Below are 12,172 nucleotides of genomic sequence, written 5' to 3'. Positions count from 1 at the left end.
ATATACGTGCGGCCGGTCTAGGCCTGCGGTGGATGGTGCAGGCCCAGGTTTTCGTAGATTTCCAGCGTCGCCGTGGAGTTGTTGAGCGTGATGAAGTGCAGTCCGGGCACTCCCTCGGACAGCAGCCGTGCGCAGAACTCCGTTGCGAACTCGATTCCGATCGAGCGTACAGCGGTCGGATCGTCCTTTGCTGTGAGGATCCGCTCTTTCAGGACGGAGGGGATGCTCGCGTTGCTGAGTTGCGGGAGCCGCTCCAGCATCCGCACGCTGGTCACGGGCATGACCTCGGGAATCACGGGGGTCTGGCAGCCCGCCGCGTGGACTCGGTCACGCAGCCGCAGATAGGACTCCGGCTGGAAGAACATCTGGGTGATGGCGTAGTCGGCGCCGGCCCGGCACTTGTCGACGAAGCGCGCGACGTCGCTGTCCCAGTCGGCGGAGCGCGGGTGCATCTCCGGGAAGGCGGCGACACCGACACAGAAGTCGCCCGACTCCTTGATGAGCCGGACGAGTTCGGCGGCGTAGGTCAGGCCCTGCGGGTGGGGCAGCCAGTCGCCCATGGGGTCGCCGGGCGGGTCGCCGCGCACGGCCAGGATGTTGCGGATGCCGGCGTCCGCGTACTGCCCGATGATGTTGCGCAGTTCCGCGATGGAGTGGTTGACCGCGGTGAGGTGGGCGACCGGGGTCAGGGTGGTGTCCGCGACGATCTGCTGGGTCTCCTTGACGGTGCCCGCGCGGGTGGAGCCGCCGGCGCCGTACGTGACGGACACGAAGTCCGGGGCGACCGCCTCGACCCTCCTGAGCGCGCTCCACAGGTTCCGCTCACCCTTGGGGGTCTTCGGCGCCGAGAACTCGAAGGAGTACGTCGTCTTTCCCGCGGCGAGCATGTCGCGCACGGTGCGTGCGCGGTCAGTCCTGGTGGATGCGGTTCCTAGGGCCATACCGGCAGGTTAGCCAGGGGGCGGCGGTGACCCAACCAGATCACGGAAATTTGCCCGTTTTGTCGACTTGTTGTCCACCCCTCGGACACCGGGCCGATCATGCGACCGGTCACCACGAGCCCGTCACTGCGTGTCACGCAACCGCTTGGCGAACTCCGCGGCGGCGGCGCCCGGATCGTCCGCCTCGGTGATCGCCCGGACGACCACGACCCGGCGGGCGCCGGCCTCCAGGACCTCGTCGAGGTTGCCGAGGTCGATGCCGCCGATGGCGAACCACGGGCGCTCGGTGCCGAGAGCGGCGGTGTGCCGGACCAGGTCGAGGCCGGGGGCGTGCCGGCCGGGCTTGGTGGGGGTCGGCCAGCAGGGTCCGGTGCAGAAGTAGTCCACGCCCTCCTGCGCGGCGGCCGCGGCGGCCTCCGCCTCGGAGTGGGTGGAGCGGCCTATGAGGATGCCGTCGCCGAGGATCGCGCGGGCGGCGGGAACGGGCAGGTCGCCCTGGCCCAGGTGCAGTACGTCGGCACCGGCCGCGTGGGCGACGTCGGCCCGGTCGTTGACCGCGAGCAGCCTGCCGTGCCGCGCGCAGGCGTCGGCGAAGACCTGGAGATGCTCCAGTTCCTCGGTCGCCTCCATGCCCTTGTCCCGCAGCTGCACGATGTCGACACCGCCGGCCAGGACCGCGTCCAGGAATTCGGCGAGGTCGCCCTGGCGCCTGCGGGCGTCCGTGCACAGGTAGACGCGAGCATCGGCGAGCTGGGTGCGGGCGGTGTCGGGCATGCGTGTGTCTCCCCCGGGTTCGGTGGCGTACGGGCCGCACGGGACCGTGGCCGTGGCCTCGGCGGTCACGGCCCGTACGCCGATGCTGTTCGGTTCAGACGGCAAGCGCCTGGGCCCGGCGCTTCACCTCCGTGCCGCGATTCTCGCTCAGGGCCTGCGCGGGGGTGCCGGGCAGGCTCTCATCGGGGGTGAAGAGCCACTCCAGCATCTCTTCGTCGGAGAAGCCGTCGTCCCTCAGGAGCGTCAAGGTCCCGGTCAGGCCCTTGACGACCTTCTGCTCGGCCCCGTCGATGAAGGCGGCGGGGACGTGCAGCGCGCGGTTCTCACCACGGCGTACGGCGATGAGCTGGCCCTCCTTGACCAGCTGCCGCACACGCGTCACCTCGACGTCGAGCATCTCTGCGATGTCGGGGAGGGTGAGCCAGGCGGGGACGAGAGCATCGATCTTTGCGTCAATCTCGGTCACGGGATTAAGCGTGCCATCCCGCACTGACAGTCGGAAGCCGGGGCACCCCCGGCGAGTGGCAGAAGGGTGCTCCGCCGGGCCCCGAGGCATAGCGCCGACGCCCTGCCGTTTGCGGCGGGAAGAGGCGGCAGAACCGGTCGCACGACGCCTGCGGGCCGCCTCCCGCGGGCGACGGGGGTGCGCCAACGAGTGCCGACGGGCCGCGCGCCCACAACACCCTCCCGCCGCGAAAAGAAGAAACGGCAGAACCGGCCACCCGAAACCCGCCCGGCCGCCTCCCGCAGGCGACAGAGGGTGCACCGACCGTGCCGGCGGGCCGTGCCCACACCCTCCCGCCGGGACAAAAGGAAACGGCACAACCCGCCACCCGAACCCCGCCGAGACGTTTCCGACCGGCGACAGCGCGATGTGCCCACCCCCTCCCGCCGCGGTGGGAGAAAGCGCAGGACCGGCCCGCCGCCCCCGCCAGGGCCTCCGTCGGCACCGGCTCGTGGTCGTCGGGTTCCACCGGGCACCGCCGTCGGGCGCAACCGGCGCGCCGTCGAGCGCCTCACCGTCGGCGCCGCCACCGACCGCCAACCTCGCCGTCGGGGCGGAGAGCAGGACGCGCGCGGGTCGCGGAAGGCCACCCGCGCGAGGGCAGTCACCCGGGGACGACGGCCGGGCCGTTTACGCCGTCGCCGCCTTCAACGGCCTCGCCGGGTCCACCAGCAGCTCCGGGTCCATCTCCGTGCCCGCCTCGATGAGGCGTCGTCCCTGGGCCAGGTCCCGGGGTCGGCCCACCGCGAGGAGGGCCACCAGGCGGTTCTCGCGCAGCCAGCACACCGTCCAGGCGGGACCGGACGGCTCGCCGCGCCACAGGGTCGTGTCGGCGGACGCGTGGTGCCCGGCGTACTGGACGAAGCGGCCGAACTGCTCGGACCAGAAGTACGGGACCGGGTCGTAGACCGTGGGCGTCTCGCCCACGATGTCGGCGGCCACCGTGCGGGGGCCCTGGAGGGCGTTGTCCCAGTGGTGGACCAGCAGGCGCTCGCCGTACCTCCCCGAGGGGAAGGAGGCGCAGTCGCCGACCGCGTAGACGTCCGGCACGGAGGTGCGCAGCCGGTCGTCGGCGACGACCTCGTGGTGGGCGCCGAGCTCGATGCCCGAACCGGCGAGCCAGGCCGTGGCGGGTCGGGCGCCGATACCGACCACGACCGCGCCCGCGGGCACCCGGGAGCCGTCGTCCAGGACGACCGCGCCGGGCTCGACCCGCTCCACGCGCGCGTGTGTGCGCAGCACGGCACCCGCGTCGGCGTACCAGGAGGTCATCGGCGCGGCCACCTCGGCGGGTAGCGCGCCCGCGAGGGGCCGCTCGGCGGCTTCCACGACCGTCACCGCGCAGCCCGCCTCGCGCGCGGCGGTGGCGAACTCGGCGCCGATCCAGCCGGCGCCGACGACCACGATGTCGTGCTGCCGGGCGAGCACGGGGCGCAGCCGCTCGGCGTCGTCCAGGGTGCGCAGCAGATGCACCCCGGGCACGCCCTCCGTGGCGGGCAGCCGGATCGGCTCGGCGCCGGTGGCGACGACCAGGACGTCGTACGGGAAGGGTCCGGCCTCGGTGTCCAGTTCGTGCGCTTCGGGGCGCACGCCCAACACCTCGCGGCCCAGCAGCAGTTCGATGCCGAGGGCCTCGAAGTCCACGTCGAAGGCGGAGCCCTCGGCCTTGCCCAGCAGCACGGCCTTGGAGAGCGGCGGACGGTCGTACGGCTGATGGGGCTCCGCGCCGATGATCGTGACGGTTCCGGAGAAGCCCTGTTCGCGCAGGGCGACCGCCGTCTGTACCCCGGCCATGCCCGCGCCGACCACGACCACCCGCCGCTGGGCCCGCGCCTGCGTCTGCTCGCTCATTTGATCACCATAGTCAACTGACAATCAGTCAGTCAGGAGCCGTGCGCCGTGACCTGCTGCACAACCTCGCCGACCTGTTCCACCACACTCGTTCCGCTGCCCGGCTGCGACTCCCACTGCCACGTCTCCTCCAGCCGCACCCGGCCGTCGGCAAGCTCCACGACGGTCGAGACGCAGTGCCCGGAGGATGTCGTTCCGTCGTGCTTGAGCTGGACGTACCGGAAGTCGAGACGGTCCCCCGCGCGCGTGCCGACCAGATGTCCGCGTACCACGTCACCGCCCGCGTACTCGGCCCAGATCTGCCCGTCGTTCTCGTGGTAGCTGAACCGGGTCCGCGTGCCCACCTGACCTGGGGCCTGATCGGCCACCGGGGCGAGGACGAGGCCGTCGAGCGAGCGGGGCATGGCGGAAGGCTCCCTTACAGAGGCGCGCGGGCACGGGCTAGGGTGGCCAACGTAGAGCACTCGCGGGAGCCCGGACGCACCGGGCTGAGAGGGAGGCTGGGCGGCCTCCGACCGTACGAACCTGATCCGGGTCATGCCGGCGAAGGGAGGGGCTGGACGCCCATGTCCTCACGTACGTCAGACGTCCTCGTCGTCGGGGGCGGCATCATCGGCCTGGTCACGGCCTGGCGGGCCGCGCAACGCGGTCTCACCACGGCGGTCGTGGACCCCGAACCCGGCGGCGGGGCCGCCCAGGTGGCCGCCGGGATGCTGGCCGCGGTCACCGAACTGCACTACGGCGAGCAGACCCTGCTGGGCCTGAACCTCGCCTCCGCCCACCGCTATCCCGAGTTCGCGGCCGAGCTCACCGAGCTGACCGGCCTGGACCTGGGCTACCGCCGGTGCGGCACGCTCGCCGTCGCGCTGGACGCCGACGACCGCGCCCACCTTCGCGAACTGCACGCCCTCCAGCGGCAGTCGGGGCTGGAGTCGGAGTGGTTGTCCGGCCGGGAGTGCCGTCGGCTGGAGCCGATGCTCGCGCCGGGGGTGCGGGGCGGGCTGCGGGTGGACGGCGACCACCAGATCGATCCGCGCCGCCTCACGCGCGCGTTGCTGGCCGCGTGCGAGCGGGCGGGCGTGGAGTTCCACCGCACCTGGGCCCGACGTCTTCGCGTCGTACGGGACCGGGCCGTCGGCCTCACCACCACGGACGGCGAGGAACTGGGCGCGGCCCAGGTGGTGCTCGCCGCCGGAAGCCTCAGCGGCCGCCTGGAAGGCGTCCCGCAGGCCCTCCTGCCTCCCGTACGGCCCGTGAAGGGCCAGGTACTGCGCCTGACCGTGCCGCCGCGCCTCGCGCCCTTCCTGAGCCGTACCGTGCGGGCCGTGGTGCGCGGCAGCCAGGTCTACCTGGTGCCGCGCGAGAGCGGCGAGCTGGTGATCGGCGCGACCAGCGAGGAGCTGGGCTGGGACACCACGGTGACCGCGGGCGGGGTGTACGAACTGCTGCGGGACGCGCACGAACTGGTCCCCGGCATCACCGAGCTGCCGCTGACGGAGACCCGCGCGGGCCTGCGCCCGGGCTCCCCGGACAACGCCCCACTGCTCGGCCCGACGGACCTGCCCGGCCTCCTGCTGGCCACCGGTCACTACCGCAACGGCGTGCTGCTGACGCCGGTCACCGGGGACGCGCTGGCGCACGCGCTGACGACCGGTGAACTGCCCGACGTGGCCCGCCCGTTCACCCCCAGGCGGTTCCTGGAGTCCGTGGAGCAGCCGGCATGAACATCTCCGTCAACGGGGAGCCGCGCCAGTTCGCTCCCGGCACGGCTCTCGACACCGTCGTGCGGGCGCTGACACCGGCGCCCTCCGGGGTGGCCGCCGCGCTCAACGAGACCGTCGTCCCGCGCGCGCAGTGGCCCTCGACATCGCTCTCCGAGGGAGACCGCGTGGAAGTCCTCACCGCCGTCCAAGGAGGCTGACCCATGGCCGACGATCCCTTTGTCATCGCCGGTACGTCCTTCTCGTCGCGGCTGATCATGGGCACGGGCGGGGCGCCCAGCCTGGAGGTGCTGGAGCGGGCCCTGGTCGCCTCCGGCACGGAACTGACGACGGTCGCCATGCGCCGCGTGAACCCGTCGGTGCACGGCTCGGTGCTGTCCGTGCTGGAGAGGCTCGGCATCCGGGTGCTCCCGAACACGGCGGGCTGTTTCACCGCCGGGGAGGCCGTCCTGACGGCCCGCCTCGCGCGCGAGGCACTCGGCACCGACCTGGTCAAGCTGGAGGTCATCGCCGACGAGCGCACCTTGCTGCCGGACCCCATAGAGCTGCTGGACGCGGCCGAGACCCTCGTGGACGACGGCTTCACGGTGCTGCCGTACACGAACGACGACCCGGTGCTGGCCCGCAGGCTGGAGGACGTGGGCTGCGCGGCGATCATGCCGCTGGGCTCGCCGATCGGCTCGGGTCTCGGCATCCGCAACCCGCACAACTTCCAGCTGATCGTCGAGCACGCGCGCGTGCCGGTGATCCTGGACGCCGGAGCGGGCACGGCGTCGGACGCGGCGCTGGCGATGGAGCTGGGGTGTGCGGGTGTGATGCTCGCCTCGGCGGTGACGCGGGCGCAGGAGCCGGAGCTGATGGCGCACGCGATGAGACACGCGGTGGAGGCGGGGCGGCTGGCCCACCGGGCCGGTCGCATTCCTCGACGGCACTTCGCCGAGGCGTCGTCTCCGGTGGAGGGCAGGGCCGTGCTGGACCCGGAGCGGCCTGCTTTCCAGTGACCCGATGGGGACGCCGGGGCGGGAGGTGACCCAAGGGTCACGCCCGTCCCGGAGCGGCGACTCCGTGCGATCTGCGTCACAGCTGCGCTGCAGTCACGCCTCGATACCGGCCGAACCGGATGGACTGTCAGCGGCGGCTCGTACACTCGCCTGCGTGGATACGACCCTTCAGGACCCGCTGGTCGGGCAGGTGCTCGACGGCCGCTATCGCGTGGACGCGCGGATCGCGGTCGGCGGGATGGCCACGGTCTACCGGGGACTGGACACCCGTCTGGACCGTGTGCTCGCGCTCAAGGTGATGCACCCCGCGCTCGCAGCGGACGGGGTCTTCGTCGACCGGTTCATCCGGGAGGCCAAGTCCGTCGCCCGGCTCGCCCACCCCAACGTCGTGCAGGTCTTCGACCAGGGCACCGACGGGTCGTACGTCTATCTCGCCATGGAGTACGTCGCCGGCTGCACCCTGCGCGACGTGCTGCGCGAGCGCGGGGCCCTGCAGCCGCGCGCCGCCCTGGACATCCTGGAGCCCGTGCTGGCCGCGCTCGGCGCCGCGCACCGCGCCGGTTTCGTGCACCGGGACATGAAGCCGGAGAACGTCCTGATAGGGGACGACGGCCGGGTCAAGGTCGCCGACTTCGGTCTCGTGCGGTCCGTGAACACCGTGACCAGCACCTCCGGAGCCGTCCTCGGCACCGTGTCCTATCTCTCACCCGAACAGATCGAGCAGCCGGGCGCCGCCGACGCCCGCGTCGACGTGTACGCGTGCGGTGTCGTCCTGTACGAGATGCTGACCGGCAACCAGCCGCACGAAGGCGACTCCCCCGCCATAGTCCTCTACAAGCACCTCCACGAGGACGTCCCGCCCCCCTCGGCCGTGGTCCCGGGCCTGGCGTACGAGCTGGACGAGCTGGTCGCGTCGGCCACCGCCCGCACCCCGGACCTGCGGCCGTACGACGCCGTGGCACTGCTCGCGCAGACCCGGGAGGCCCGCGACCGGCTGAGCGCCGACCAGCTGGACGCGGTGCCGCCGCAGGCACTCGCCACGGATTACGCGGGCGCCGAGAACCGTACGAGCGTGATCCCGCGCTCGCTGACCGTGCCCCGCCTGCTGCCGGTCAACGAGGACGAGCCCGAGGGGTACCACCGCACCAGCGTCCTGGAGAGCCCTCCGCCCCCGCCGGCCCGTCGCGGCCGCTCCTCCGGCGGTTCCCGGCGCGGCCCGCTCCTGATCGTCGCCGCGGTCCTGCTGGCCCTGGGACTCGGGGCGGGCGTCTGGTACATCAACTCCGGTCAGTTCACCCGGGTTCCGTCCCTGCTGTCGAAGACCGAGGCCCAGGCCCGGGACCGGCTGGACGGGGCCGGGTTGGAGACCGGGAAGGTCACCTACGCCTACAGCGACACCGTCAAGCGCGGCACCGTCATCAGCACGGACCCGGGGGTGGGCGCCCGGATCCGGGACCACGACTCCGTGTCGATCACCGTCTCCAAGGGCCCGCAGACGGTGAAGGTGCCCGACGTGGACGGCTGGGCGCTGAGCAAGGCGAGAGCCCGGCTGAAGACGGAGGGACTGGAGCCGGGCATGGTCACCCAGGAGTTCAGCGAGGACGTCCCGAAGGGTTTCGTGATCAGCACCGATCCCGAGGGCGGCACCACGCTGCACGCCGGCTCGGCGGTCGCGTTCACCGTCAGCAAGGGCGCCCCGGTCGACGTCCCGGACGTCACCGGCGAGGACCTGGCCGACGCCAAGGCCGATCTGGCGGAGGCCGGCCTGAAGGTCAAGGTCGCCACCGCCCGGGTCAACTCCGAGTACGACGCCGGCCAGGTCGCCCGGCAGACCCCGGCCGCCGACAGCCAGGCGGCCGAGGACGACACCGTCACGCTGACGATCTCCAAGGGCCCGGTGATGGTCGAGGTCCCGGACGTCACGGGCGACAGCGTGGACGACGCCAAGTCCGAACTGGAGGATGCGGGCTTCCAGGTCGACGAGGACCGGGGTCTGCTCGGCCTGTTCGGCGACACGGTGAAGAAGCAGTCGGTGGAGGGCGGGGACACGGCTCCCAAGGGTTCGACGATCACGATCACGATCCGCTGAGAGACGCGCGACGGGGTGCCGGGTGAGGTCGTCAGGCGACCGCGGGTCCGTCGTGGCTGGCCGCGCAGTTCCCCGCGCCCCTGGGGAGTTGCCGTCCCCGGGCCAACGCACCGCACGCGCTGCACAGGCCCCCACCGAAGCCGCAGCTGCGCCGCAGGCATTCAGGGGCGCGGGGAACCGCGCAAACGCCCGCCCCCACCTACCCGCACCCGGCGACGCCCCAGCGCCGCAGGCAATGGCACCCTTGACCGGTGACAACTCAGCGCAACCCCGTCGGCGGTCACGTCCCCGTGGCCGGCGGCCTGCACTCGGTGGGCCTGTCGTACGCCCAGGACCTCGACGCCGAGACCGTGCAGGTCTTCGTCGCCAACCCACGCGGCTGGGCCACCCCCGTCGGGAACCCCCGCCAGGACGAGGCGTTCCGCGAGGCCTGCACGGAACGGGCGATCCCGGCGTACGTCCACGCCCCCTACCTGATCAACTTCGGCTCGCACACCGAGGCCACCGTGGAGAGGTCGGTCGACTCGCTGCGGCACTCACTGCGGCGCGGACGGGAGATCGGCGCACTGGGCGTGGTCGTGCACACCGGCAGTGCGACCGGCGGCCGCGACCGTTCCGTGGCCCTGAAGCAGGTCCGCGAGCACCTGCTCCCGCTGCTCGACGAGCTCACCCACGACGACGACCCGTACCTGCTCCTGGAGTCGACGGCCGGCCAGGGCGCCTCGCTCTGCTCACGGACCTGGGACTTCGGCCCGTACTTCGAGGCCCTGGACGCCCACCCGAAGCTGGGCGTCTGCCTGGACACCTGCCACATCTTCGCCGCGGGCCACGACCTGACCGGCCCGAGCGGCATGCACCAGACGCTCGACCTCCTGGTGGACACGGTCGGCGAGGGCCGCCTGAAGCTGATCCACGCCAACGACTCCAAGGACGTCGTCGGCGCCCACAAGGACCGCCACGAGAACATCGGCTCCGGCCATATCGGCGAGGACCCCTTCCGCGCCCTGATGACCCATCCCGCCACGGAGGGCGTCCCCCTGATCATCGAGACACCCGGCGGCAAGGAGGGCCATGCGGCGGACGTGGAGCGGCTGAAGAAACTCCGCATCTGCTGAGGAGTACCCCGTTGAGGAATACCCCTAGGGGGTATACGGTTCCTGTCACTCGCAGGAACCGTCATCCGACCATGGGGGCATTCATGGAACACGAGGCGCACACGCACCAGCACGGCACACCCACGCACCAGCACGAGGCACCGGCCACCGCCACCTGGGCCGTCGCCGTCCAGGCCACCCTCCACTGCCTCACCGGCTGCGCCATCGGCGAGGTGCTCGGCATGGTCATCGGTACCGCGCTGGGCTGGGGCAATCTGCCGACCACCGTGCTGGCGATCGTCCTGGCCTTCTTCTTCGGCTACTCGCTCACCCTGCGCGGGGTCCTGAAGGCCGGCATGGGCTTCCGGGCCGCACTGCGGGTGGCACTGGCCGCCGACACCCTGTCCATCGCCGTGATGGAGCTGATCGACAACGGCGTGATCGCGCTGTGGCCGGACGCCATGGACGCGGAACTCGCCGATCTGCTGTTCTGGGCGTCGCTGGCGATCTCGCTGGCCATCGCGTTCGTCGTCACCGTGCCGGTGAACAAGTGGATGATCGGCCGCGGCAAGGGGCACGCCGTGGTCCACCAGCACCACGGCCACTGAGCGTCACAGCTCGGGGCCGTCCTCCGGCCCCTCCTGGTACGAGTACCGCTGTTCCTTCCAGGGATCGCCGACGTTGTGGTAGCCGCGCTCCTCCCAGAACCCGCGCCGGTCGGCGGTCATGTACTCCACGCCACGGACCCATTTGGGCCCCTTCCAGGCGTACAGATGGGGGACGACCAGCCGGAGCGGAAACCCGTGCTCCGCCGTGAGCAGCTCGCCGTCCTTGTGGGTGGCGAAGATCGAGCGCTCGGACGCGAAGTCCGCGAGCCGGAGGTTGGAGCTGAAGCCGTACTCGGCCCAGACCATCACATGGGTGACCGTCGGCGCGGGCGGGGCGATCTCCAGGATGGTGCGGGCGGGAATGCCGCCCCACTCGGCGCCGAGCATGCTGAACTTCGTCACACAGTGCAGGTCGCCCACGACGGTGGCGTACGGCAGAGCCGTGAACTCCTCGTGGTTCCAGCAGTGCTTCTCGCCGTCCGCGGTGGCGCCGAAGACCCGGAACTCCCAGCGCTCGGGCCGGAACTTGGGGACCGGGCCGTAATGCGTGACGGGCCAGCCGCGCTGCAGTCGCTGCCCCGGCGGAAGCTCGGAGTGCGCCGCTTCTCCACTCTCCCGCTCCACCGGCTGACCCATGCCTTCCATCCTGACAGACCCGAGGGGATGCGCCTGACCAACCCCCGGCCCACCCATCGCAAACCGGACTAAGCATGCCCTAACTTACTAAGTGAAGACTTACTGGACGATCTTCCTCACCGGTGCGAGGATGCGGCGCAGCCTGGCCAGTTCCCCACGGTTGGAAGGAGCCTCTGCGATGCAGGGCGACCCCGAGGTCATCGAATTCCTCAACGAGCAGCTCACCGGCGAGCTCACCGCGATCAACCAGTACTTCCTGCACGCGAAGATGCAGGAGAACTTCGGCTGGACGAAGCTCGCGAAGTACACGCGGCACGAGTCGTTCGACGAGATGAAGCACGCCGAGGTGCTCACCGACCGCATCCTCTTCCTGGAGGGGCTGCCGAACTACCAGCGGCTGTTCCACGTGCGGGTGGGTCAGACCGTCAAGGAGATGTTCGAGGCCGACCGGCAGGTCGAGGTGGAGGCCATCGACCGCCTCAAGCGCGGTGTCGAGGTGATGCGCGCCAAGGGTGACATCACGTCGGCGAACATCTTCGAGTCGATCCTCGCGGACGAGGAGCACCACATCGACTATCTCGACACGCAGCTGGAACTTCTGGAGAAGCTCGGCGAGGCGCTCTACCTCGCGCAGCTGATCGAGCAGCCGGAGAGCTAGGCGGCTTCCTCGAGCTCCGGGGCGCCGGGAAACTCCGCGACGACCGGTCGGTCCTGGTCGGCCGGATCCCGGCGCGAGCAGGCACCCCGGCCGAGGATCGCCTGGATACGACGTACGCACGAGCCGCAGTCCGTGCCCGCCTTGCAGGCGGAGGCGATCTGGCGGGGTGTACAGGCTCCGCCGTCCGCGTGCTGCTGGACCTGTGCCTCGGTCACGCCGAAGCAGCTGCAGACGAACACGGATCACCTCCCGCCGAGATCAATAAGGCTAACCTAACCTTACCCGGCGCTCAGA

Annotated in this window: 14 protein-coding genes and 1 riboswitch; of the genes, 7 read left to right on the top strand and 7 right to left on the bottom strand. The window is 71.4% G+C overall.

Going from position 1 to position 12,172, the window contains the following annotated elements; translation table 11 throughout:
- Window positions 1–17 precede the first annotated feature (17 nt).
- The 5 genes from metF to ABZT02_RS10120 form a co-directional block, all read right to left on the bottom strand.
- Window positions 18–941, bottom strand: a complete 924-nt coding sequence (gene metF, locus ABZT02_RS10140) for a methylenetetrahydrofolate reductase [NAD(P)H] (protein ID WP_356016105.1) — start codon at window positions 939–941, stop codon at window positions 18–20.
- A gap of 123 nt (window positions 942–1,064) precedes the next feature.
- Window positions 1,065–1,715, bottom strand: a complete 651-nt coding sequence (gene thiE, locus ABZT02_RS10135) for a thiamine phosphate synthase (RefSeq protein WP_356016103.1) — start codon at window positions 1,713–1,715, stop codon at window positions 1,065–1,067.
- 94 nt (window positions 1,716–1,809) lie between these two features.
- Window positions 1,810–2,181 carry an Rv2175c family DNA-binding protein gene (locus ABZT02_RS10130; RefSeq protein ID WP_356016102.1) on the bottom strand — a complete coding sequence of 124 codons (372 nt, stop codon included), beginning with the start codon at window positions 2,179–2,181 and terminating at the stop codon, window positions 1,810–1,812.
- A gap of 669 nt (window positions 2,182–2,850) precedes the next feature.
- Complete coding sequence (locus ABZT02_RS10125; protein WP_356016099.1) at window positions 2,851–4,071, bottom strand: FAD-dependent oxidoreductase; 1,221 nt, start codon at window positions 4,069–4,071, stop codon at window positions 2,851–2,853.
- Window positions 4,072–4,103: 32 nt separating this feature from the next.
- On the bottom strand, window positions 4,104–4,475 hold the full coding sequence (locus ABZT02_RS10120) for a hypothetical protein (protein ID WP_356016098.1): 372 nt from the start codon (window positions 4,473–4,475) through the stop codon (window positions 4,104–4,106).
- A 52-nt stretch (window positions 4,476–4,527) separates the two neighbouring features.
- Window positions 4,528–4,640: riboswitch (TPP riboswitch) on the top strand.
- On the opposite strand from ABZT02_RS10120, the gene thiO reads away from it, so the two are divergent.
- The 6 genes from thiO (at window position 4,638) to ABZT02_RS10090 (ending at window position 10,584) form a co-directional block, all read left to right on the top strand.
- A complete protein-coding gene (gene thiO / locus ABZT02_RS10115; RefSeq protein ID WP_356016096.1) occupies window positions 4,638–5,795 on the top strand; it encodes a glycine oxidase ThiO in 1,158 nt (385 codons plus the stop codon). It overlaps the preceding riboswitch by 3 nt.
- Window positions 5,792–5,992 carry a sulfur carrier protein ThiS gene (gene thiS / locus ABZT02_RS10110; RefSeq protein ID WP_079308693.1) on the top strand — a complete coding sequence of 67 codons (201 nt, stop codon included), beginning with the start codon at window positions 5,792–5,794 and terminating at the stop codon, window positions 5,990–5,992. The genes thiO and thiS overlap by 4 nt, the downstream gene beginning before the upstream one ends.
- A 3-nt stretch (window positions 5,993–5,995) precedes the next feature.
- A complete protein-coding gene (locus ABZT02_RS10105) occupies window positions 5,996–6,793 on the top strand; it encodes a thiazole synthase (protein ID WP_356016093.1) in 798 nt (265 codons plus the stop codon).
- A 154-nt stretch (window positions 6,794–6,947) separates the two neighbouring features.
- Window positions 6,948–8,882 carry a Stk1 family PASTA domain-containing Ser/Thr kinase gene (gene pknB, locus ABZT02_RS10100; protein ID WP_356016092.1) on the top strand — a complete coding sequence of 645 codons (1,935 nt, stop codon included), beginning with the start codon at window positions 6,948–6,950 and terminating at the stop codon, window positions 8,880–8,882.
- Between the two features lie 251 nt (window positions 8,883–9,133).
- Complete coding sequence (locus tag ABZT02_RS10095) at window positions 9,134–9,997, top strand: deoxyribonuclease IV (RefSeq protein ID WP_356016090.1); 864 nt, start codon at window positions 9,134–9,136, stop codon at window positions 9,995–9,997.
- Between the two features lie 83 nt (window positions 9,998–10,080).
- Window positions 10,081–10,584 (top strand): DUF4396 domain-containing protein, encoded by a 504-nt coding sequence (locus ABZT02_RS10090; RefSeq protein WP_356016088.1) that lies wholly within the window; start codon window positions 10,081–10,083, stop codon window positions 10,582–10,584.
- Between the two features lie 3 nt (window positions 10,585–10,587).
- Here the strand turns inward: ABZT02_RS10090 and ABZT02_RS10085 are convergent, their stop codons facing one another.
- Complete coding sequence (locus ABZT02_RS10085; RefSeq protein WP_356016085.1) at window positions 10,588–11,220, bottom strand: sulfite oxidase-like oxidoreductase; 633 nt, start codon at window positions 11,218–11,220, stop codon at window positions 10,588–10,590.
- Window positions 11,221–11,398: 178 nt separating this feature from the next.
- Between ABZT02_RS10085 and bfr the strand changes: the two genes are divergently transcribed.
- The gene (gene bfr / locus ABZT02_RS10080; protein WP_356016084.1) at window positions 11,399–11,878 is read left to right on the top strand and encodes a bacterioferritin; all 480 of its coding nucleotides are present in this window, start codon (window positions 11,399–11,401) and stop codon (window positions 11,876–11,878) included.
- Here bfr and ABZT02_RS10075 read toward each other — a convergent pair.
- Window positions 11,875–12,117, bottom strand: a complete 243-nt coding sequence (locus ABZT02_RS10075) for a (2Fe-2S)-binding protein (RefSeq protein ID WP_356016082.1) — start codon at window positions 12,115–12,117, stop codon at window positions 11,875–11,877. The genes bfr and ABZT02_RS10075 overlap by 4 nt on opposite strands.
- Window positions 12,118–12,172: the final 55 nt, after the last annotated feature.

This window comes from Streptomyces sp. NPDC005402, assembly GCF_040606575.1.
GTDB lineage: Bacteria > Actinomycetota > Actinomycetes > Streptomycetales > Streptomycetaceae > Streptomyces.
This window is presented reverse-complemented; position numbering and strand designations above follow the sequence as displayed.

Coding starts and splice junctions, on each gene's coding strand:
- metF (WP_356016105.1), bottom strand. CDS start 941: ATGGCCCTAGGAACCGCATCCACCAGGACTGACCGCGCACGCACCGTG.
- thiE (WP_356016103.1), bottom strand. CDS start 1,715: ATGCCCGACACCGCCCGCACCCAGCTCGCCGATGCTCGCGTCTACCTG.
- ABZT02_RS10125 (WP_356016099.1), bottom strand. CDS start 4,071: ATGAGCGAGCAGACGCAGGCGCGGGCCCAGCGGCGGGTGGTCGTGGTC.
- ABZT02_RS10120 (WP_356016098.1), bottom strand. CDS start 4,475: ATGCCCCGCTCGCTCGACGGCCTCGTCCTCGCCCCGGTGGCCGATCAG.
- thiO (WP_356016096.1), top strand. CDS start 4,638: ATGTCCTCACGTACGTCAGACGTCCTCGTCGTCGGGGGCGGCATCATC.
- thiS (WP_079308693.1), top strand. CDS start 5,792: ATGAACATCTCCGTCAACGGGGAGCCGCGCCAGTTCGCTCCCGGCACG.
- ABZT02_RS10105 (WP_356016093.1), top strand. CDS start 5,996: ATGGCCGACGATCCCTTTGTCATCGCCGGTACGTCCTTCTCGTCGCGG.
- ABZT02_RS10090 (WP_356016088.1), top strand. CDS start 10,081: ATGGAACACGAGGCGCACACGCACCAGCACGGCACACCCACGCACCAG.
- ABZT02_RS10085 (WP_356016085.1), bottom strand. CDS start 11,220: ATGGGTCAGCCGGTGGAGCGGGAGAGTGGAGAAGCGGCGCACTCCGAG.
- bfr (WP_356016084.1), top strand. CDS start 11,399: ATGCAGGGCGACCCCGAGGTCATCGAATTCCTCAACGAGCAGCTCACC.